Genomic DNA, 19,822 nt, shown 5'->3' with positions numbered 1-19,822 from the left:
ATCACCGGGGCCAGCATCGGTGCGGTGAGCGAGGACGTCACCGACGAGCTGCTGCGGGAGATGGGGCGCCTCGATCCCTGTGCGGCTGTGGTCGAGGCCTGTGAGCAGGACGCCGAACGGGCTCACCGACTACAGCCCGGACGGTCACCAGGCCCGCGCCGACCTCGCCGCGCACGCCCTGCGCCGGATCGAGGCGCTGCCCGCGACCCCGCTGCACGCCCACGTCGGCGCGCGTCAGGCCGCGATCCCGGCCGCACTCGACGGGTACGCCCGCAGCCTCCTGCTCGCCGCCGCACGCGGTCACCTGCCGGCGTTCCCCGGCGACCGGCGGGTGTTCCACCACCGGGCCCTGGAACTCGGCTCGCTGGGGCTGGGCCAGCTCACGAGCGCGCTCGCCGCCTATCCGGCCTCGTCGGCGGGCAGCTCCTCCGGCTCGGCGACCCAGGCGGAGTAGACCGGCAGCGCGTGCCACGGCCCACCGGCCGGGTCGGTGGTCACCGCAACCACCGCGTACGGGTGACCGAACCGCAGCTCGGCGACGCGGGCGACTCCCTCCGGCGGCAGGCCGGCCACCATGCCGAACGCGGTCACCGCGGCGGCCTCGAAACCGTAGCGGCCGAACCGGGCCACCGCGGACTGCGCGGCGTCGAATCCCGGCCCGGTCAGGCCCAGCAGCCCGCCGAGCGCCCGCGCCGCCGCGTCGAAGCCGAACCCGGGCGCGGTCAGGTCGTGCCGGCTGCTCGCCGACCAGCAGGGCAGCACCGCTGTGGCACGTTCCTCCCGGCCGCCCGGCGCGAACGTGTTGACCGGCTCCTCCCGCAGCGTCCACAGCGGCGTCTCGCCCAGTGGCAGGTCGAACAGCGACAGGTGGCCCGGCAGGGAGTTGCCCGGGCTGAGGGCGGCGGCGCCCGCCAGTTCCTGGGCGGCGGCCAGCACGTCGGCGGCCGGCACCTCGCGTGCGGCGGCCACCGACACCACGAGCATCCCGGTGCCGTCGTCGCCGGTCCGGGCCGGCGCCGCGTGCACCGCCACGGCACCGGCCCGGTCGGTGGCGGCCAGCCAGCAGCGGTGCCTGAACGGTGGCGTCCGCAGCACCCACCGCAGGCGGCTCGACCAGGCGCTACCAGCGCCCAGCTCCGTGCCCGGGGCGGTGTCGAACGGGTCGGCCCAGGACACCCGCGTCGCGAGCGCGCTGGCCAGGACCAGCAGGGTGTCCGGGGCGACATCGACCGGGAAGCGGTCGATCAGCCCGCCGGTACGCTCCCGGGCCCAGGCGTCCAGGGCCGCCTGTTCCGGCAGCGGACCGCGCTCGGTTGCCTCCGGCAGGGTGGCTCGCCAGGCGGCCAGCTCCGCCGCCGGGGTGCGCTCCCACAGCGCGGTGGCGGCGGCGACCATCGGATGCGGCGCGGCGAGCAGCGCCCGGGCCTCGGCGGCGGCGTCGTCCGGGTCGGCGCCGAGCGCCTCGGCCAGCGCCGCGCGGGCGTCGCCGGTGGCGGCCGGGCCGGTCAGCGCCAGCAGCAACCAGGCGCCCAACGGGGAGGCGACGTGGTGGGTGTCACCGGCGGCACGGTGCAGCCGCTCGGCGTAACGGGCCAGGGGTGCGCGCAGAGGAGTCACGGCTCCACTCTGCCCGCCGGCGCGGCCGTCGGCACGCCGCGTGCCAGGACCACAGGTCGATCGTCGGACAACTCCACGCCCCAAGCGTAAGGAAGGGCCCCCTGTTAACGCCTCCGGTAGTAGAGGGGCCCCTTATTAACATCGCGCCCGGCGCCCGGCGCCGGGACGCCTCGCGTCGGCGTACTCGTTCAGCTCGCATCGATGACGCGGGCCACCTCGTCCGGCAGCGGGTACGGCCGTTCCACCGGCAGCAGCGCCGACGCCCCCGCCTCGTCGCCGTCGGTGAGCCGGTGGTGCACCGACCGGGCCAGCGCGGTGACGTCGGTGAGCCCGACCACCCACTCGTCGACGTACCGGCGTACCGCCTCGCCGGCCAGTCCGACCTGAAGCGAGCGGTACGGCAGCGGCGCCAGCCGCAGCGAGCGTTCCGGGTCCCACTGCACCCGCACCGGGCTGACCCGCAGTCCGCGTCGCCATGCCTCCCGGTCCGGGTGCAGGCGCGGGTCGTAGCTGCTGAGGCAGGCGTGCCGCAGGGCCCACTCGAAGCCGGCCCGGCTGATGTCGATCGCGAGCACCCGTTCCTGGCCCGGCTTGAGCGCCCAGCCGCAGCGATACATCATCCAGCGGAACGAGGGCTTGATCCAGGTCATCCGCTCCCGCTTGAACGGCGGCACGAACCGGCCCGCGCGCAAGGCCGCGCCGGCGATCTCCGGCGGGTACGCCTGGTAGACCGTGACGGCGGTGTCGGTGAACGCGGCACGGATCTGGTGGCGGGGCGCTGTCACCGGGGCATGATGGCACTGCCCTCCCGGCCCGGGCGACCCGATTCCGGGGCCGGCTCACACCGAGCGATAGGCTGCCCGCCGTGGCAGGTCTGTTGAGGAACGTGGCGTCGCGGCTCGGCCGGATCACCCGGGGTGTACCCGCCCCCACCCGCCCCGGCGGGCCGATCCCGGCGCAGGTCGCGCGCCGCCGTCAGGTCAGCGCGTTGCAGCGCCGCGAGCTGTCGTACGCCCCGGAGCCGGACGGGCAGGCCGACCCGGGCGAGATCGTCTGGACCTGGGTGCCGTACGAGGACGATCCCCGCCAGGGCAAGGACCGCCCGGTGCTGGTGGTGGGCCGGCACAGCCGCACGCTGTTCGGGTTGATGCTGTCCAGCCAGAGCGACCGGGACGGCCAGCGGCACTGGCTGGCGCTCGGCCCGGGGGAGTGGGACCGGGACGAGCGGCCGAGCTGGGTACGCCTGGACCGGGTGCTCACCATGCGCGAGGACAGCATCCGCCGCGAGGGCGCGGTGCTGGACCGGTCCCGGTTCGACCGGGTCGGGCAGGCGTTGCGCGCCGGCTACGGCTGGCGCTGACCCGCCGGGTACGCCGAGACGCGGCACGCGCGCCGGCTGAACCGAGCGCGGTCAGCACTCCGCGACGAGTTGGCGGGCCGGGCGGGCGGCGCCGAGCGTCTTCGCCTCGTACATGGCCGCGTCGGCGCGGCAGAGCGCGTCGGTGAGCTGGGTGGGGCAGTGCACCGGCGCGAGCCCGACCGAGGCGGTGACCTGGATGCTGCGCGCACCCAGCGGGATCGGCGCGGCGAGCGCCTCGCAGAGCCGCCGGGTGGCGTGTTCGATCCACCGGCGGTCCGGCGTGGGACTGGCCAGCAGGCCGGCGAACTCGTCGCCGCCGAGCCGGGCCACCAGGTTGGGGCCGGCGAACGCGGCCAGCCGTTGCGCCACGCTGACCAGCACCTGGTCCCCGGCGGCGTGCCCGTAGCGGTCGTTTACCTGCTTGAAGTCGTCCAGGTCGAGCACGACTGCGACGAGCGGCTGACCGGCGGGGTCGGTGAGCAGGGCGGCGGCCAGCCGGAAGAACGCGCGGCGGTTCGGCAGCCCGGTGAGCGGGTCGTGGCTGGCGGCGTGCCGCTCGGCGGCCAGCTCGGCCTGGAGCAGCTCGATCTCGGCTTCGGCGCGCAGCGCGCGGCGGCGCAACTGCCAGGCGGAGACGAGGGCGCCCGCGGCGGAGATGCCGGAGGCGATGGTCATCGGATCCGCCAACGCGTCCTCCTCACCGCAGTCCCGAAGCCGCGCGGAGCGGCGTCCCGGGGCCGGGCTCGGGTCACCGTGCGTGAACGAACCGGCACACCGTATTTCGGCTATCATGCTCTCTGTCCATTGCAGATGCAATAGCAGATGCACGTGCATCTCACTCCTCAGTCGACAGACGTCGCCACCCACCGCTCCTCCCCGCGGCCTCGGCTGGCTCATCCCGAAGGACGCCCATGCAGCAACCGCCGAACGGCGTGCCCGTGACCGAGTTGCCACCGATGCGCTGGCTGAAGAGCCGCCGCAGCAACCCCAGCGGCAATTGCGTCGAACTGGCCGAGCTGCCCGGTGGCGGCATCGCGGTCCGCAACTCCCGGCACCCCGAGGGGCCGGCGCTCATCTACACGGTGGACGAGATCGCCGCGTTCGTGCTCGGCGCCCGCGACGGCGACTTCGACCACCTGATCCCGCCGTCCCGTATACGGGACTGACTCCGTCCGTCCGGGGGAGTTCATCTCACTGTCGGTTCATGGCATGCTTACTCGTCGGTTCGGGAGGGTGCCCGGCCGGGGCGGTCGGGATGCGAGGGCGGTCAGGTGGCGACGGTGCCCGTCGAGGGTGGTCCGACAAGCGGTCCGACGGTGCTGCGCATGCTGCTCGGCGGGCAGCTGCGCCGGCTGCGGGAGAGCGCCGGGGTCAGCCGCGAGACCGCCGGGTGGGAGATCCGCTCGTCCGAGTCGAAGATCAGCCGGATGGAGCTGGGTCGGGTCGGCTTCAAGGAACGCGACGTGGCCGACCTGCTCACGCTCTACGGCGTCACCGCGACCCAGGACCGCGACGCGCTGCTCAAGCTGGCCCGGGACGCGAACAGCCCGGGCTGGTGGCACCGCTACGGCGATGTGCTCCCCGCCTGGTTCCAGTCCTACCTTGGCCTGGAGGCGGCCGCCGCGCTGATCCGCACGTACGAGGTGCAGTTCGTGCCCGGTCTGCTGCAGACCGCGGCGTACGCCCGGGAGGTGATCCTGCTCGGCCATCGCAGCGCGTCGGGCGCGGAGCTGGACCGGCGGGTGGAGCTGCGGATGCAGCGCAGGGAACTGCTGCGGCGGGCCGACCCGCCGCAGCTGTGGGCGGTGCTCGACGAGGCGGTGCTGCGCCGCCCGATCGGGGGCGCGGCGGTGATGCGGGAGCAGATGGACGCGCTGATCGAGGCGACCTCCGGCCCGCACGTGCGGCTGCAGATCGTCCCGTTCGCCGCCGGTGGGCACGCCGCGGCCAGCGGTGCGTTCAGCATCCTGCGCTTCGGTGACGCCGACCTGCCCGACATCGTCTACATCGAGCAGCTCACCAGTGCGATCTACCTCGACAAGCGCGACGACCTGGACTTCTACGCCGAGGCGATGGAGCGGTTGTGCGTGGAGGCCGCCCCGCCGGAGCGGACCCCGGAACTGCTGGCCCGCCTGCGCGACGAGCTGTACCCGGCCTGACCGGAACGGCGCCGGGCAGTAGCATGACGGCGACCGGGGACAGTGGACGGTGGTACGCGAGTCGTGGAGGCGGCCTTGACCAGCGACGCAACAGGTACGGCACCCGATTCCGGATCGCTTGCCGACCGGATCGACACCAGCGTGGCGCACCCGGCCCGCCGGTACAACTACTGGCTCGGCGGCAAGGACAACTTCCAGGCCGACCGTGACTCCGGCGACGCGATGGCCGAGCGGTTCCCGACCATCCGGATCAGCGCGTTGGAGAACCGGCGGTTCCTGCGCCGCGCCGTGCGCCACCTGACGGGCGAGGCGGGCGTCCGGCAGTTCCTGGACATCGGCACCGGCATCCCCACCGCCGACAACACGCACGAGGTGGCGCAGTCGACCGACCCGCGGGCCCGGGTGGTCTACGTCGACAACGACCCGATCGTGCTTGCGCACGCCCGTGCGCTGCTCACCAGTTCGGCCGAGGGTGCCACCGCGTACCTCGACGCGGACCTGCGTGACCCGGAGCGCATCCTCGCCCACCCCGACCTGCGCCGCACGCTCGACCTGTCCCAGCCGGTCGCGTTGATGCTGCTGGCGGTGCTGCACTTCGTGCCCGACCGCGATGATCCGTACGCGATCGTCGGTCACCTGCTGGACGCGTTACCCGCCGGCAGCTACCTGGCCGCCTCGCACGCCACCCACGACTACCTGCCCGCCGAGTTGGCCGCCGAGGCGAAGGCGGCGGCCCGCGGCGGCGGCCCGCACGGCGTGATCAACCTGCGCAGCCGGGAGGAGGTCGTGCGTTTCTTCGACGGCCTGGAACCGGTCGAGCCGGGCGTCTGCTCGGTCGCCGAGTGGCGTGCCGACGGCGAGCCCGAGCCGCGCCCGTCGGTGGTCGAGGTCAGCATGTACGGCGGGGTCGCCCGCAAGCCCTGACCGGGGCCGCGCGCCGGGCGGTTGACGGGCACGGGGACCGGACGGGCAGACTGGAGGCATCATGTCGCCGTTCACGCCCGCCCTGCGCCTGCACGACCGATACGTCCTGCGCGAACGCATCGGCCTCGGTGGGATGTCCGAGGTGTGGCGTGCCGACGACGAGGTGCTGCACCGGCCCGTCGCGGTCAAGGCCCTCGCCGGGCAGCTCGCCGCCGATCCGCAACTGCGGGCGGTCATCCAGCGCGAGGCCCGCGCGGCGGCACGGCTCACCCACCCGCACGTGACCCAGGTGTACGACTACGGCGAGGCGACGCTGGACAGCGGCGTCGTGGTCCCGTACCTGGTGATGGAGCTGGTGGAGGGGCAGACGCTCGCCGACCGGCTGGTCGGCGGTCCGCTGGCCTGGCCGGACGCGGTCCGCACGGCCGGGCAGGTCGCCGGGGCGCTGGCCGCGGCGCACCGGATCGGTGTGGTGCACCGCGACATCAAGCCGGCGAACGTGATGCTCACCGAGACCGGCGCGAAGGTGCTCGACTTCGGCATCGCCGCACCCGCCGGCCCGCACCCGGTGACCAGGCAGACCGGCGCGCTGCTGATGGGCACCCCCGCGTACTTCGCCCCGGAGCGCCTGGATCCCGGCCCGGCGAACCCGGCCGGCGACGTGTACGCGCTCGGCGTCCTGCTCTACCGCAGCCTCACCGGTCGGGCACCGCTCCCGGTGCGCAGCTGGGACGACGTGGTGGACGTGCGGCGCGACCGGCCGCCGGTGCCGCCGCCGCGGGTGCCGGGCCTGCCGCCGGAGATCACCGACCTGGTCCTGGCCTGCCTGGCGGTGGACCCGGCGCGGCGGCCCGCCGCGGCCCGGCTCGCCGACCGGCTGGGCGCGGGCCGCCCAGTGGACCCGCCGACCGCGATCCTGCCCACCGTGGCTCCGGTGGCGCACCCGCCCACCCTCGTCGAACGGTCCCCGGCCGCCGCGTACCGCCCGGCCCCGCCGGCACGTTCCGTCGCGCCGCCGCGCCCGGCCGTCTCGTCGAACCGGCTGTTCGGGCTGCTGGTGGCCGGTGCGGTAGTTCTGCTGCTCGCCGTGGTCGGCTCGCTGGTGCGGGGCGACGGCTCCGGCACGCCGCCTGCGGCCGCGCCCACCACGGGCCCCACGACCGGCGCCGCCGAGCCGCCCGCCCCGAAGCCCAGCCGCGCCGCGCCGCCGTCGACGGCACCCGAACCGGTGACGCTGCGGCAGCTCGGCGACCGGTTCGACGAGCTGCTCGACCGGGCCGAGGCGATCGGGCTGATCGACCCCAAGACCGCCGACGACCTGCGGAAGAAGGCCGCCGAGCTGGACCGGGGCAAGGCGAGGGACAGGGGCAAGCGGGTCGAGGACCTCCGCGAGAAGATCGAGGACGCGGCCGAGGACGACAAGATCGACCCGATCACCGCCGCCGCGCTGCGCAGGCTGATCGACGGCTACGAGCGGCTGCGCGGCGGCGCCGACGAGGGCTGAGCCGCGGTCGGCGCGACAGCGCGGATCGTCTCCGTCACCAGGGCGGCCGCCTCGGGCATCCGTTCCACAGCGTAGGGGATCCGTCCTCAGCGCAGCGTCCCCGTGGCCACCTCGCCTGCGTCCGCGCCGGCGCGGATCACCGGCTCACCCGCCGGTGACCAGATGCCGGAGCCACCAGCGGCCCGCGTGTACCCGCCTCCGGTCGACCCGGCGAAACTCGCCGTCACGACCCACGCGCCGTGCGTGGCGGCGACCCGGCGTGCGCGTTCGTCCGGCACGGCCGCGTCGTCTGCCGACTCCAGCACCCCGGCCAGGTAGGCGTCCGCGCCCAGGGCCACCGTCGCCGCCGCGTGCTCCGGTGTCCCGGTGTCCTTGCACACCGCCAGGCCCAGCCGCCAGCCGTCCACATCGAGCACCGCCGGCTCCCGGCCCGGTCGCATGTGCCGCGGCTCCGCGCCACCCAGGAACATCTTCCGGTACGCGACCCGCACGCCCTCGGGGTCGACGGCGAGCACCCCGATGTGCGGCCCGGGCACCGGCGCCCCGGCCAGCGCCAGCGTGCAGGTCTCGGCGCACGCGCCCCGCAGCGGCGCGAGCCGGGGATCGTCCGGTTCCAGTGGCGCGGCGGTCAGTTCGTACCCGGTCAGCGACATCTCCGGGAAGACCACCACCCGGGCCGCGGCGGCGCGCACCGCGTCGGCGTGCCGGGCGGCGTTGCCCTCGACGTCGTGGGAGCGGGTCAGCGGCTGGGCGACGGCGATCCGCAACGGTGTACGCACGACGTACACGATAATGGTTTCCATGCCGCGTGGCCGTTCGCAGCTTCGCCCCGTAACGTTTGACGGATGATCGGAAACGCACAGCTGCTCGCCGTCCCCCGGGTGAGCGCCGCGCGGGCCGCGGAACCGGCCGGCGACGGAGTGACCGGCTGGGTCACCGGCCTGATGGAACGCCTCGGTGGGCCGGGCGCCGGGCTCGCGGTGGCCCTGGAGAACCTGTTCCCGCCCATCCCCAGCGAGGTGATCCTGCCGCTGGCCGGCTTCACCGCGAGCCAGGGCAAGATGAGCCTGGTCGGCGCCATCGTCTGGACCACGCTCGGGTCGATCGTGGGCGCGTTGGCGCTCTACTACATCGGCGCGGCCCTCGGGCGGGACCGGATGCGCGCCCTGGCCGCGCGGCTGCCGCTGATCAAGCTGGAGGACGTGGACCGCACCGAGGCGTGGTTCCTGCGCCACGGCGTCAAGGCGGTGTTCTTCGGCCGGATGATTCCGATCTTCCGCAGTCTCATCTCCATCCCGGCCGGAGTGGAACGGATGCCAGTTCCGGTCTTCCTGCTCTACACCGCGCTGGGCAGCCTGATCTGGAACACCACGTTCGTCCTCGCCGGTTACCTCCTCGGCGAGCAGTGGCACGTGGTCGAGGCGTACGCGGGCACGTTCCAGAAGTTCGTCATCGTGGCCGTGGTGGCCGGTGTCTGCTGGTTCGTGGTCAGCCGCGTCCGCCGCTCCCGCCGTACCGCCGGCGACGTGCCGCCGCAGCCGGAGCCGCAGCTGGAGCCGGAACCGGAGACGGCCCCGCCGGGCACCGTCTACCGCGGCGGCTGGTACGGCCGCGCGGAGGACTGAGCCCCCGGCTCAGCAGGGCGGGTAGAGCGGGCGGGTGCCGGCGCCGGCGGCCCGGGGCGGCCCGGTCGCTGAACCGGCAGCCGAAGTCCGGCGCCGCCACCGCGCGCCGGTCGGTGACCGCGTCACCGGCCGGGCGCTTGCCGGTGCGCACCCAGCGGGTCAGGTCGTCCCGGGCGGCGCCGGCCTCGGCCGGGCGAACAGCTCCTCGGCGTACTCCGCGAACGGTGTGCGGGTGCGGTTCACTGGTCCGCGTGGACGCCACCATCTGGACGACGGCGCGGGACGCGCGCGCCTGGCTCGACGCCGCGAACGGCCGCGGCGACACCGAACTGACCTGTCGCATCCTCAAGATCGGCGAGGAGGCCGGTGAGGTCGCCGCGGCCTGGATCGGCCTGCTCGGGCAGAACCCACGCAAGGGGGTGACGCACACCCGGGAGGAGGTCGCCGCCGAACTCGCCGACGTGGCGTTCACCGCGCTTGTCGCCATCGAGAGTCTCGGGCTGGACGCGCACGCCGTGCTGGCCGCGTGTGCCGGCAAGGTGCGTTCGCGTACCGGAGGGGGAATGAACCGGGACGACGACGCGGACGTATGACCGGTGGGGACCGGCGAGAGGGGACGACCATGACCGCATCCGAGGACGACCCCTACCTGACCCGGCCCCGCTGGTCCGGCGGAGCCCGGCTGCTGGCGGCTGCCGCGGTGCTGGTGGTGTTGCTCGGCGCGGTGGCGGTGGCGGTGACGCTGTCCAACCCGGCCCGTCTCGGTGTGGTCTTCTCCGGCGGCGCGCCCCCGTCACCGGTCACCGAGGGCGGCGGTTCGGGCGGGGCGGGCACCGCCGAGGTGGCCGGCGCCCAGACGCTCACCGAACCTCGCGGCGACCGGCAGCGCGCCCGGTTCGAGCTGGTCGACGGGCTGACCCGGTTCACGCTGCGGGCCGCCGACCTCGGCGACGACCTCTACCGGATCGGCGCGCCGGACGGCTCGGGTGTGACCCCGCGCCCGCAGCTTGAGGGGGACCGGGTCCGGCTGCGGATCGAGGAGAACGGCCGCCCCGGCCCGGCCGCCGTCGAGGTGGTGCTCAACTCGCGGGTCACCTGGCGGCTGCGGCTGATCGGCGGCGTCAGCGAGCAGCGCCTCGACCTGAGCGAGGCCCGGCTCGCCGGGGTCGACCTGGTCGGCGGCGCGGCGGTGACCCGGCTGCTGCTGCCGCGGCTCGACGGCTCGCTCACCGTCCGGATGACCGGCGGAGTCAGCGAACTCACAGTCACGGTGCCCGACGCGCCGCCGGCCCGGGTGCGGGTGGCCTCCGGTGCCGGTTCCCTGACCCTGTACGACGAGCGCCGCGGCGGGATCGCCGCCGGTGACCTCATCAGCTCACCGGGTTGGGACCGGGCCGCCGACCGGCTCTACCTCGACCTGGTCGGGGGCGCGAACGCGGTGAGCGTCACCGCGTACTGAGCGTACAGTCGGGGCGGTGGACCGCACCGAATCCCTGCCCGCGCAGACGCTCCCACCGGGCACCGGCCCGACCGACCCGGGCAGCGTGCTGCTGCCCGGCCACGACGTCCCGCTCGGCCGCTACACCACGGTGCGCCGGCTGCTGCCGCAGCGGCAGCGCCGGATGGTCGGCGCCTGGTGCTTCGTCGACCACTTCGGGCCCGACGACGTGGCCGACCGGCCCGGCATGGAGGTGCCGCCGCACCCGCACACCGGGCTCCAGACCGTCACGTGGCTGCTCGACGGGGAGATCCTGCACCGCGACAGCCTCGGCAACGTGCAGCCCATCCGGCCGGGTCAGCTCAACGTGATGACCTCCGGGCGCGGCATCGCCCACTCCGAGCGCTCCCCGCTCGTGCACCCGCCGCTGATGCACGGCGTGCAGTTGTGGGTGGCGCTGCCCGACCCGGCCCGCGCCGGTGACCCGGCCTTCGCCCACCACGCCGACCTGCCCCGCTTCCGTGCCGGCGACCTGGACGTCACGCTGCTCGTCGGCGACCTCGGCGGGGAACGCTCGCCGGCGGTCGTGCACACCCCGCTGGTCGGCGCGCAGATCGAGGTTCGCGGGCCGGCGCCGGCCGCGCTGCCGCTGCGTCCGGACTTCGAGTACGGGCTGCTGGCCATGTCCGGGGCCGCCGAGTGCGACGGCACGGCGCTGGCTCCCGGCGCGCTGCTCTACCTGGGCCTCGGGCGGAGCACGCTGACACTGCGCGCCGAGCCGGGCACCCGGCTGCTGCTGCTCGGCGGCACCCCGTTCGAGGAGCCACTGGTGATGTGGTGGAACTTCGTCGGCCGCTCGCACGATGAGGTGGTGACCGCCCGGGAGGACTGGACGGCCGGCCGCCGCTTCGGCGTGGTCGCCGACGACGCGGCACCGCCGCTGCCCGCGCCCGCGCTGCCCACCACCCGGCTCAAGGCCCGGGACCGCGGCGGAGACGTGCGCGGCTGACCGCCGAATGCCGCGCCGTCGCCGGGGTAGTCGGCGGCATGCCGACACAGAACGCCCCGCGCGACGTCGCGGACCGCAAGCGGCTCGCCCGCCGGCTCGCCGGAGACGGCCGCGGGTTCGCCGAGTGCTTCGGGTTCCGGGTGACGAACAACCCGGCCCAGTTGTTCCAGGTGCTGTACCTGGCCGTCCTGCTGGCCCGCCGGGGCGACTTCCACCGGGCCGTCGACGCGGCCACCGCGCTGCGCGACGCGGGGTGGGACACCTCGGCCCGGATGGCCCGCTCCCGGCACGAGGACCGGGTACGCGTGCTGCGCGCCGCCGGGCTGCGCGGTGACCTGGCCGCGATCGCCGACACCCTCGGCGACCTGGCCCGCACCGTCGTCGAGGCGTACCGGGGCGACCTGCGCCGGCTGCGGACCGCCGCGCACCAGGACCCGGGTGCGGAGCGACGGCTGCTGACCGCGCTGCCCGGAGTGGACGACGAGGTGTGCGACCTGTTCCTGCGCGAGGCGCAGGCGCTGTGGCGCGAGGCGGCGCCGGTGGCCGACCGGCGGGCGCTCGCGGCGGCCCGGCGGCTCGGGCTGGGCCGTACCGCGCGTGACCTCGCCGGACTGACCGGCAGCGGCGAGTCGGAGCAACTGTCGTGGCTGGTCGGAGCGCTGGCGCGGGTGGACCTGGAGCGGCGGTACGCCGAGGTGACCGCTTGAGCGCGGACGTGCGCCCGGCCACAATTCCGCGATTCTCACCCGTTCGGCTGATGCCGCGTCGTATGATGATCGTGGCAGCGATGCCCGCCCGGTTCGGGCGAACATCTCACCGCTGCGCGGTCGCGACCCGGTTCGGGCGTGAACTGCGGGGGACAGGTGCTGCGTGGCGCCCCAGGTCGCGGTTCGTGACCCGGGGCGCTCGCCTGTCCGGGGCGCGTCCACAGGGGAGCGCCCACGCGCCACAGTCGTACGCCGGCCCTCCTCCGCACGCGCGGCGGCCGGCGGCCGTGTCGCCCGCCGGCCCGCCACCGTGCTCAGATGCCGCGCAGGTGCTGCGACACGCGCGGGTGGTTGTCCCGCGCCTGCGCCGCGCGCTGCGACCGGCTCACCTCGGGCGCCGCGTCGATGCCGGCCGACCGGGCCACCTCGGTGCCGTTGGCGTAGTCCACCGGGGGCAGCGCGCGCAGCGCCCGCAACACGTCCGGCGGCGCGCCCTCCCGTTCCGCCTCGCGGATGACGTCGTCCTTGCCGGCCGGATAGTCCAGCGCGGACAGGTAATCAAGGACATCCGTGTAACTCGCCATGGGTCGGGCTCCTCGTGGCAGTAGTCGGGGTCATGACCGGGCGGCGGTTACCCGCCGCGCCGCCCCTCACGCCCGCGGGCGCGGAAATCCCTACGCCGTCTCGCGCCGGCGACCGGCGCCGTTTCCGGCGCGCCGTCGCGGGTAGCCGCGGGGGGCGCACCGAAGGGGGTACCACGCATGCACTACCTGACCTTCGTGAGCCGGGTCGCCCGGCTCACCGGCACCGGCGAGGACCGGGCCGCCACGCTCACCGGGGCCACGCTGGAGACGTTCGCCGAGCGGCTGACCGGCGGCGAGGTGCTGGACCTGGCCGCGCAGCTGCCGAAGCCGCTGCAGGGGCTGCTCAGCCCGTATCCGCGCGACGAGGCTGCGGAACGGTTCGGCGCGGCCGAGTTCGTCGCCCGGGTCGCCCGCTGGGCCGACTGCGACGAGAACACCGCCCGGGACGCCGTACGCGCGGTCTTCGTCACGATGCGCGAGGCGATCCGCGGCGGAGAGTTCCAGGACGTCGTGGTCCGGTTCCCCCGCGACTACCGGGACATGGTGGAACCGGCGTTGGCCCCGGCGGCGAACCGCCGCTGAGCGGATGGGCGGGCGGTCAGCCGAGCACGCCCGCGGCGCGCAGCGCGGCGATCCGGCCGGTGTCGATCCCGGCGTCGGCCAGTACCTCGTCGGTGTGCTCGCCCGGTGACGGCGGCGGACGCCGGACAGAGGTCGGGGTGGCCGAGAAGCGCGGCGCGGGAGCGGGCTGGGTGACGCCGTCCGGCGCCACGAAGACCTCCCGGGCGCGCAGGTGTGGATGCGCCGGTGCCTCGGCCCAGTCGAGCACCGGCGCCACGCAGGCGTCGGTGCCGGCCAGCAGCGCCGTCCACTCGTCCCGGGTCCGGGTGCGGAACAGCCGCGCCCAGGCGGCCCGCAGCGCAGGCCAGTTCGCCGGGTCGTCCCGGTCCAGCGCGTCGCCCGGCGCGTCCTCGCCGGCCGGCGCGTCGGCGTCGAGCGGGAAGCCGGTGAGCCGGACCAGTTCGGCGTAGAACTGCGGCTCCAGCGCGCCCACCGCGACGTACCGCCCGTCGGCGCACTCGTACGTGTCGTAGAACGGCGCACCGCCGTCGAGCAGATTCACCCCGCGCGGGTCCTGCCACAGGCCGATGCCGCGCAGCGCGTGGATCTGGGTGGCCAGCACCGACACGCCGTCCACGATGGCCGCGTCGACCACCTGGCCGGGCGCACCGCCGCGCACCGCGTACAGCGCCGCGACCACGCCGAGCGCCAGCATCATGCCCCCGCCGCCGTAGTCGCCGAGCAGATTCATCGGCGGCACCGGACGTTCCCCGGCCCGGCCCACACCGTGCAGCGCGCCGGTCAGCGCCAGGTAGTCGATGTCGTGCCCGGCGTGCTGCGCCAGCGGCCCGTCCTGCCCCCAGCCGGTCATCCGCCCGTACACCAGGCGGGGGTTGGCGGCGAGGCAGTCGTCCGGGCCGAGGCCGAGCCGTTCGGTCACCCCGGGCCGGAAGCCCTCCACCAGCGCGTCCGCGCCCGCGGCCAGGGCGAGCACCAGGTCACGCCCCGCGGGCTGCTTCAGGTCCACAGCGATCGAGCGGCGGTTGCGGTTCAGCAGGTCGCCCGGGAAGGCGCCGAACCCGCCGCCGGGCCGGTCGACGCGCACCACGTCGGCGCCGAGGTCGGCCAGCATCATCGCGGCGAACGGACCGGGGCCGATGCCGGCCAGTTCGATCACCCGTACGCCGGTCAACGGTCCCTGGTTGGTCACCCGCGTCACCATAGGGGCCCGGGTGACCTCGCGCCATGCCCTCCGCCGGCGCGCGGTGGTCGACCAGGGCAAGCATCCGTGTCCCGACTTGGCGTCCGGTCCGGCGGTGACCTAGCCTTGTGCAGGCGAGGGGAGTACTTCCCACGAATCATTCCGGTCAGTACGGCGAGCCGCCGAGGCGAGCCCCGGGTGGTTGCCCACGAAAAAGTGGGTGAAGGAGACCTCGAACATGACACGGTGTTCGAGGAGGTTCCATGCCCGAATTGTTCCCCCTGGCTGCGGCCGAGTTGTCCTCGATCGGCACGCCCACGCTGTGGGCGGTGACGATCGTCGGCGTGCTCGTGCTGCTGGTGCTGGATTTCCTGGTCACCCGTAAGCCGCACGAGGTCTCCATCCGCGAGGCGCTGGGCTGGTCGGCCTTCTACATCGCCCTGCCGCTGGCCTTCGGCGCCTGGATCTGGTCCCGTTGGGGCAGCCAGCAGGGCATCGAGTACCTCACCGGTTACCTGGTCGAGAAGTCGCTGTCGGTCGACAACCTGTTCGTCTTCATGCTGCTGCTCGCCGCGTTCGCGGTGCCCTCCGTGCTGGCCCAGCGGGTGCTGCTCTACGGCATCGCGGGCGCCCTGGTGCTGCGCGGCGTGTTCATCGCGCTCGGCGCCGCCGCGCTCCAGACGCTCGACTTCGCCTTCCTGCTCTTCGCGCTCATCCTCATCGCCACCGCGGTGAAGCTGCTGCGCGACGCCCTCTCCGGGCACGAGCAGGAGGTCGACATCAACAAGATGCGGTCGGTGCGTCTGCTGCGCAAGTTCATGCCGGTGGTCGACGAGTACCACGGCACCCGGATGACGATCCGGCAGGACGGCCGCCGGGCGCTCACCCCGTTCGCGCTCGTCGTGGTCGCCGTGCTGGCCACCGACATCGTGTTCGCCGTCGACTCGGTGCCCGCCGTCTTCGGCATCACCGAGGATCCGTACCTGGTCTTCGCCACAAACGCCTTCGCGCTGCTGGGCCTGCGTGCGCTCTACTTCGTGCTGCACGCCGCGCTGAGCCGGCTGGTGCACCTCAGCTACGGCCTGGCCGTCATCCTCGCGTTCATCGGCCTCAAGCTCGGCCTGCACTGGGCGCACGGCATCTGGGAGGGCGTGCCGGAGATCCCGACGCTGGCCTCGCTCGGCGTGATCGTCGGCGTCCTGGTGGTCGTCACCATCACCAGCCTCCGGGCCACCCGGGACAGCGGCGACGGCGAGCGCACGGTCGTGCAGGAGGTGTCGGGCGGCGGCTCGTCCTGACTCGGTGGGAACCGCTGCCCCGGTGTGTGCGGCGGTGGTACGACTGACGGGTGGGAATCGTCTCGCCGGGCTTCCAGGGCCGGCCCCGTTCGTCCGCCTCCGACCTGCCGCCGGGGCAGTACCTCACCGAGGACTTCCCGGTGCTCTCCGCCGGCCCGACGCCGCGGGTGCCGCTGGACACCTGGGAGTTCGTGCTGACCGGTGAGACGGGCGCGGAGTACCGCTGGTCCTGGGACGAGATGATGGGCCTGCCGCAGGACACCCCGACGGTGGACCTGCACTGCGTCACCCGCTGGTCCAAGTTCGGCACCACCTGGCAGGGCGTCTCCCTGGACACGCTGCTCGACGGCGTCGACACCGACGCCCGGTACGCCCTGGCGCACTCCTACGGCGGCTACACCACGAACCTGCCGCTGGACGACCTGCGCGGCGGCCGGGCGTGGGTGGTGCACACGTACGACGGGGGGCCGCTGCCGGCCGAGCACGGCGGGCCGGCGCGGCTGCTCGTACCGCACCTGTACCTGTGGAAGTCGGCGAAGTGGGTGCACGGCATCCGGCTGCTCGTCGAGGACCGTCCCGGCTTCTGGGAGACCGCCGGCTACCACGACTACGGCGACCCGTGGCGCGAGCAGCGCTACCAGGGCGACTGAGATGACGGCGCAGGCGCAGGGCCGCCGCGTCGCGCCGCTGATGTGGCGGGTTGCCCGGCTGGTCGAGCGGCGGATCGAGACGCCCACCGCGCAGACGCTGGTGCTGGACGTGCCCGGCTGGCCCGGGCACCTGCCCGGGCAGCACGTCGACCTGCGCCTGACCGCCGAGGACGGCTACCAGGCCGCCCGGTCGTACTCGCTGGCCGGGCCCGCCGACGGCGAGCGGATCGAGGTGACCGTGCAGCGGGTGAACGACGGCGAGGTGTCGCCGTACCTGACCGACACCTACGCCGAGGGCGACCCGCTGGAGGTACGCGGGCCGGTCGGCGGCTGGTTCGTCTGGCGTACCGACGGCACCGCGCCGGTGCTGCTGGTCGGCGGTGGATCGGGGGTGGTGCCGCTGATGGCGATGATCCGCGCACGCCGCGCCGCGGGCAGCCGCACCCCGTTCCGGCTCGTCTACTCGGTGCGCACCCCGGACGACGTCATCTACGCCGACGAGCTGCGCCGCCGCGCGCGCGACGACCAGGGCCTGGACGTCGCGTACGTCTACACCCGGTCTGCGCCCGAGGGCTGGCGCGGCGAGCCGCACCGGATCGGCCTCGCCGACGTGAACAGCCACGGCTGGCCGCCCGACCTGGAGCCGCTGTGCTACGTGTGCGGCCCCACCGGATTCGTGGAGACCGTGGCCGACCTGCTGGTGGGGCTGGGTCACCCGACCCGGCGCGTACGGACCGAACGGTTCGGCCCGACCGGCTGAGACCCGAGGAGGGCGTATGACCGACCTGTCCTACCTGGATGGCAACATGCTCGACGGACCGCTGCGCGAGTTGTTCGCCGTCGACCTGAGCGCCACCACCGGCCGCTGCGACACCTGCGGGACGACCGGACCGATGGCCGGGCTACACGTCTACTCGCACGCCCCGGGCCTGGTAGGGCGCTGCCCTGCCTGCTCCGGAGTGATGGTGCGGCTGGTCCGCGCGCCGCAGCGGGCCTGGCTGGACCTGCGCGGCACCACGTACCTCCAGGTGCCCATGGCGGCCGAGCCGGCCTTCCGGCCCGCGTCCTGACACCTGCGCGCGGGCCGCACCGCGCCGACGCAGCCGCCCGACGAGCTGCGCCACCGTCACCGGCACCACCGACAGCACGAGCTGGCCGTTGCGTGGGTCGACGGTCGCCGCCACCCCGTACAGCCGGGCGCCGTGCCGCAGCAGCCGGGGCCGCCCGGCGGCGAGCCGAGGCGCGCGCACCGCGGCGCCGCCGCGCCCGTGACCGCCGTCCACCTCGGCACGGACCGGGTGGCGCTGCCCGCTGGCGGACCCGGCGGCCAGGAGCCGGTCGAGGGCGAAGTCCGTGCGGAGCGTGCGGCCGGTCGGATCACCGGCGTCCATCCGGGTCGCGCCCACGACCGGACCGGCCAGCATCCGCACCGGCCCGGCCTCCGTGGCGAACCGGGGGTACGGGCTGCGCGTGGTCACCGTCAGCGTGTGCCCGTCGGCCCAGCTGACGTCGACGGTGTCCAGCCGTGCCAGCCAGTCGGCGCGCACGTCGGTGACGTCGGTCCAGGGGGCCGGGGCGCCCGGATAGCCCGCGTGCCAGCGGTCACCGGCGAACACCGTCGCCGGCACGCCCCGGCCGCAGTCCTGCTCGATGACCGCCAGCAGGTCGTCCACCCCGCCCGCCGTCACCGCGCCCAGGCGCAGCCGGGCCTCGATGCCGAGCCGGTCCCGCAGGCTGTCGGTGACGTGCCGCCGCACCAGCCGCGCGACTGTCGCGTGCACCCGCTCCTGCGCGGCCCGGTCCAGGTGCCGGAAGTCGTCGCCGACCAGGTTCGCCAGCTCCAGCCCGACGTGGCGGCGCAGTACCGCGTCCCGGCGCGCTCCGGCAGGGATCAGGTCGGCCACGTACGCGAACAGCCGCTCCACGCTGACCAGGCGCTGCTCGATCCGGCTGTGGTAGGTGATGTTGCGGGCGTCCAGCCGGCGTACCGCGTGGTAGTAGTCGTGGTCGGCGAGCACCGAGATCCGCCGGGCGTGGTAGCAGGCGGTGAGCGTGAACGGCTGGTCGCTGAGCACCGGCATGTCCTCCGGGAACCGCAGCCCCAGCCGGTCCACCAGGTCGCGCCGGAACAGCTTCGTGTTCGCCAGCGACCAGGGCAGCGCCGAGTCGAACAGGCTCACGTCGACCACGTTGCCGTCGGCGAACACGTCGGAGAAGACGTGCCGGCCGTTGACCCCCACCACCTTGCCGAGAACCACGTCCGACCCGTACCGGTCGGCGGCGGCGACCATACGTTCGAGGGCTTCCGGGCCGAGCCGGTCGTCCGAGCCGAGGAAGAACACGTACCGGCCGGTGGCCAGGTCGAGTCCCCGGTTGCAGGGCGCCGCAGGGCCACCGGAGTTGGCCTGGTGCACGACCCGCACCGTGCCGGGATGCTTCGCGGCGTACCGGTCCAGCAGGCGGCCGCTGCCGTCGGTGGACCCGTCGTCCACCGCCACGATCTCCATCCGGTCCGGGCCGATCGTCTGCCGCAGCACCGAGTCGAGGCAGGACCGCAGGTAGCGCAGCGTGTTGTAGACCGGCACGACGACGCTCACGTCGGGGCGGCTCGTCGCGGCCGGGCGGTGCGTGGTCGGTGGGCGGTGCGTCGCCTCCTCGGCTGCCACAGCTTCTCCTTCGCGGTCGCCCGGACGATCCGGCGCCACCCAGCGTGGTGGGGCGAGCCGTCCGGGTGACGACGGCAGCGTGACGGCGAGGTGACCGGCAGGCAGCCGTTGGATACGCGCGGCAGGGCCCGACCCCGTGGTGGGGTCGGGCCCTGCCGGTGTGGGTTCTTGCTGTGCAGCTATGGGTGCGGTGGTGTGGCTTAGCTGGTGCTGTAGCCGCGGGTGGCGATCCAGTCGGCGAGGTTGTCGATGCTCATGCGGTAGGTGGCGGTGTTCGGGTCGGCGCTGTCGGCGATGGTGACGGTGTCGCCGTTGTCGCGGTAGCCGGTGACGCTGATGTAGTGGCCGCCTTCGAAGGAGTGGGTGGTGCCGTCGGTGTCGGTGGCGGTGCCGGCGATGTTGGCGACCACGGCCCGGCCGGCGTCGACGGTCTTGATCACGTCGGCGCGCAGGGTGTCGGTCTGCTCGTCGTCGGCCTTGGGGGTGCTGATCTCGACCGACTTGTAGGCGTCGGTGGCG

Annotated in this window: 23 protein-coding genes and 1 pseudogene; 16 read left to right on the top strand and 8 right to left on the bottom strand. The window is 74.5% G+C overall.

Going from position 1 to position 19,822, the window contains the following annotated elements:
* The first annotated feature begins 100 nt into the window (after positions 1-100).
* Positions 101-454, top strand: coding sequence for a hypothetical protein (locus GA0070215_RS28710; RefSeq protein ID WP_091050537.1), 354 nt, complete (start codon positions 101-103; stop codon positions 452-454).
* On the opposite strand, the gene GA0070215_RS25055 is transcribed toward GA0070215_RS28710, so the two are convergent.
* The gene (locus tag GA0070215_RS25055; RefSeq protein ID WP_091050534.1) at positions 400-1,617 is read right to left on the bottom strand and encodes a hypothetical protein; all 1,218 of its coding nucleotides are present in this window, start codon (positions 1,615-1,617) and stop codon (positions 400-402) included. The two genes, GA0070215_RS28710 and GA0070215_RS25055, sit on opposite strands and share 55 nt — an antisense overlap.
* A gap of 188 nt (positions 1,618-1,805) precedes the next feature.
* Positions 1,806-2,402, bottom strand: a complete 597-nt coding sequence (locus GA0070215_RS25050; RefSeq protein ID WP_167361567.1) for a DUF4291 domain-containing protein — start codon at positions 2,400-2,402, stop codon at positions 1,806-1,808.
* Between the two features lie 80 nt (positions 2,403-2,482).
* On the opposite strand from GA0070215_RS25050, the gene GA0070215_RS25045 reads away from it, so the two are divergent.
* On the top strand, positions 2,483-2,977 hold the full coding sequence (locus GA0070215_RS25045; protein WP_026268318.1) for a type II toxin-antitoxin system PemK/MazF family toxin: 495 nt from the start codon (positions 2,483-2,485) through the stop codon (positions 2,975-2,977).
* Between the two features lie 51 nt (positions 2,978-3,028).
* On the opposite strand, the gene GA0070215_RS25040 is transcribed toward GA0070215_RS25045, so the two are convergent.
* Complete coding sequence (locus GA0070215_RS25040) at positions 3,029-3,664, bottom strand: GGDEF domain-containing protein (RefSeq protein ID WP_026268319.1); 636 nt, start codon at positions 3,662-3,664, stop codon at positions 3,029-3,031.
* A 224-nt stretch (positions 3,665-3,888) separates the two neighbouring features.
* Between GA0070215_RS25040 and GA0070215_RS25035 the strand changes: the two genes are divergently transcribed.
* The 4 genes from GA0070215_RS25035 to GA0070215_RS25020 all read left to right on the top strand — a co-directional run bounded on the left by GA0070215_RS25035 (position 3,889) and on the right by GA0070215_RS25020 (position 7,564).
* On the top strand, positions 3,889-4,143 hold the full coding sequence (locus tag GA0070215_RS25035) for a DUF397 domain-containing protein (protein ID WP_018787230.1): 255 nt from the start codon (positions 3,889-3,891) through the stop codon (positions 4,141-4,143).
* Between the two features lie 105 nt (positions 4,144-4,248).
* Positions 4,249-5,136: a helix-turn-helix domain-containing protein gene (locus GA0070215_RS25030; protein WP_018787231.1), complete on the top strand. Its 888-nt coding sequence runs from the start codon at positions 4,249-4,251 to the stop codon at positions 5,134-5,136.
* A 75-nt stretch (positions 5,137-5,211) separates the two neighbouring features.
* A complete protein-coding gene (locus tag GA0070215_RS25025; protein WP_026268320.1) occupies positions 5,212-6,060 on the top strand; it encodes an SAM-dependent methyltransferase in 849 nt (282 codons plus the stop codon).
* A 61-nt stretch (positions 6,061-6,121) separates the two neighbouring features.
* Entirely contained in the window at positions 6,122-7,564 is a 1,443-nt protein-coding gene (locus GA0070215_RS25020; protein WP_091050527.1) for a serine/threonine-protein kinase, read from the top strand.
* Between the two features lie 86 nt (positions 7,565-7,650).
* On the opposite strand, the gene GA0070215_RS25015 is transcribed toward GA0070215_RS25020, so the two are convergent.
* Entirely contained in the window at positions 7,651-8,367 is a 717-nt protein-coding gene (locus GA0070215_RS25015; protein ID WP_091050524.1) for a carbon-nitrogen hydrolase family protein, read from the bottom strand.
* Between the two features lie 42 nt (positions 8,368-8,409).
* Here GA0070215_RS25015 and GA0070215_RS25010 point away from each other — a divergent pair, with 42 nt between their 5' ends.
* From GA0070215_RS25010 to GA0070215_RS24985, 5 genes are all read left to right on the top strand, one after another.
* Entirely contained in the window at positions 8,410-9,189 is a 780-nt protein-coding gene (locus tag GA0070215_RS25010; RefSeq protein WP_018787236.1) for a DedA family protein, read from the top strand.
* Positions 9,190-9,440: 251 nt separating this feature from the next.
* Positions 9,441-9,782 carry a MazG-like family protein gene (locus GA0070215_RS25000; RefSeq protein WP_018787238.1) on the top strand — a complete coding sequence of 114 codons (342 nt, stop codon included), beginning with the start codon at positions 9,441-9,443 and terminating at the stop codon, positions 9,780-9,782.
* A 29-nt stretch (positions 9,783-9,811) separates the two neighbouring features.
* The gene (locus GA0070215_RS24995; RefSeq protein ID WP_018787239.1) at positions 9,812-10,648 is read left to right on the top strand and encodes a hypothetical protein; all 837 of its coding nucleotides are present in this window, start codon (positions 9,812-9,814) and stop codon (positions 10,646-10,648) included.
* Positions 10,649-10,664: 16 nt separating this feature from the next.
* Positions 10,665-11,636, top strand: coding sequence for a pirin family protein (locus tag GA0070215_RS24990; protein WP_091050521.1), 972 nt, complete (start codon positions 10,665-10,667; stop codon positions 11,634-11,636).
* Between the two features lie 38 nt (positions 11,637-11,674).
* Positions 11,675-12,343 carry a hypothetical protein gene (locus GA0070215_RS24985; RefSeq protein ID WP_091050517.1) on the top strand — a complete coding sequence of 223 codons (669 nt, stop codon included), beginning with the start codon at positions 11,675-11,677 and terminating at the stop codon, positions 12,341-12,343.
* Between the two features lie 314 nt (positions 12,344-12,657).
* On the opposite strand, the gene GA0070215_RS24980 is transcribed toward GA0070215_RS24985, so the two are convergent.
* The gene (locus GA0070215_RS24980; protein ID WP_013285970.1) at positions 12,658-12,927 is read right to left on the bottom strand and encodes a DUF2795 domain-containing protein; all 270 of its coding nucleotides are present in this window, start codon (positions 12,925-12,927) and stop codon (positions 12,658-12,660) included.
* Positions 12,928-13,104: 177 nt separating this feature from the next.
* Here GA0070215_RS24980 and GA0070215_RS24975 point away from each other — a divergent pair, with 177 nt between their 5' ends.
* Entirely contained in the window at positions 13,105-13,509 is a 405-nt protein-coding gene (locus GA0070215_RS24975) for a DUF2267 domain-containing protein (protein WP_091050514.1), read from the top strand.
* A 16-nt stretch (positions 13,510-13,525) separates the two neighbouring features.
* On the opposite strand, the gene GA0070215_RS24970 is transcribed toward GA0070215_RS24975, so the two are convergent.
* Positions 13,526-14,710, bottom strand: a complete 1,185-nt coding sequence (locus GA0070215_RS24970) for a CaiB/BaiF CoA transferase family protein (protein ID WP_018787243.1) — start codon at positions 14,708-14,710, stop codon at positions 13,526-13,528.
* A 242-nt stretch (positions 14,711-14,952) separates the two neighbouring features.
* Between GA0070215_RS24970 and GA0070215_RS24965 the strand changes: the two genes are divergently transcribed.
* The 4 genes and pseudogenes from GA0070215_RS24965 to GA0070215_RS29340 all read left to right on the top strand — a co-directional run.
* Complete coding sequence (locus tag GA0070215_RS24965) at positions 14,953-15,987, top strand: TerC/Alx family metal homeostasis membrane protein (RefSeq protein ID WP_026268322.1); 1,035 nt, start codon at positions 14,953-14,955, stop codon at positions 15,985-15,987.
* Positions 15,988-16,037: 50 nt separating this feature from the next.
* The gene (locus tag GA0070215_RS24960; RefSeq protein WP_091050510.1) at positions 16,038-16,637 is read left to right on the top strand and encodes a sulfite oxidase-like oxidoreductase; all 600 of its coding nucleotides are present in this window, start codon (positions 16,038-16,040) and stop codon (positions 16,635-16,637) included.
* Position 16,638: 1 nt separating this feature from the next.
* Entirely contained in the window at positions 16,639-17,397 is a 759-nt protein-coding gene (locus GA0070215_RS24955; protein ID WP_091050507.1) for a ferredoxin reductase, read from the top strand.
* Between the two features lie 16 nt (positions 17,398-17,413).
* Positions 17,414-17,614: pseudogene (locus tag GA0070215_RS29340) on the top strand (DUF6510 family protein); the annotation flags it as partial.
* Here the strand turns inward: GA0070215_RS29340 and GA0070215_RS24950 are convergent.
* Both GA0070215_RS24950 and GA0070215_RS24945 read right to left on the bottom strand, forming a co-directional pair.
* The gene (locus tag GA0070215_RS24950; protein ID WP_091050502.1) at positions 17,540-19,303 is read right to left on the bottom strand and encodes a glycosyltransferase family 2 protein; all 1,764 of its coding nucleotides are present in this window, start codon (positions 19,301-19,303) and stop codon (positions 17,540-17,542) included. The pseudogene GA0070215_RS29340 and the gene GA0070215_RS24950 overlap by 75 nt on opposite strands.
* Before the next feature lie 200 nt (positions 19,304-19,503).
* Positions 19,504-19,822 (bottom strand): C39 family peptidase (locus tag GA0070215_RS24945; RefSeq protein ID WP_208600419.1); only part of this gene is annotated, 319 nt, incomplete at its 5' end.

The organism is Micromonospora marina (genome assembly GCF_900091565.1).
Lineage (GTDB): Bacteria > Actinomycetota > Actinomycetes > Mycobacteriales > Micromonosporaceae > Micromonospora > Micromonospora marina.
The sequence above is the reverse complement of the archived record's forward strand: the minus strand, read 5'-3'. Positions and strand labels throughout refer to the sequence as shown.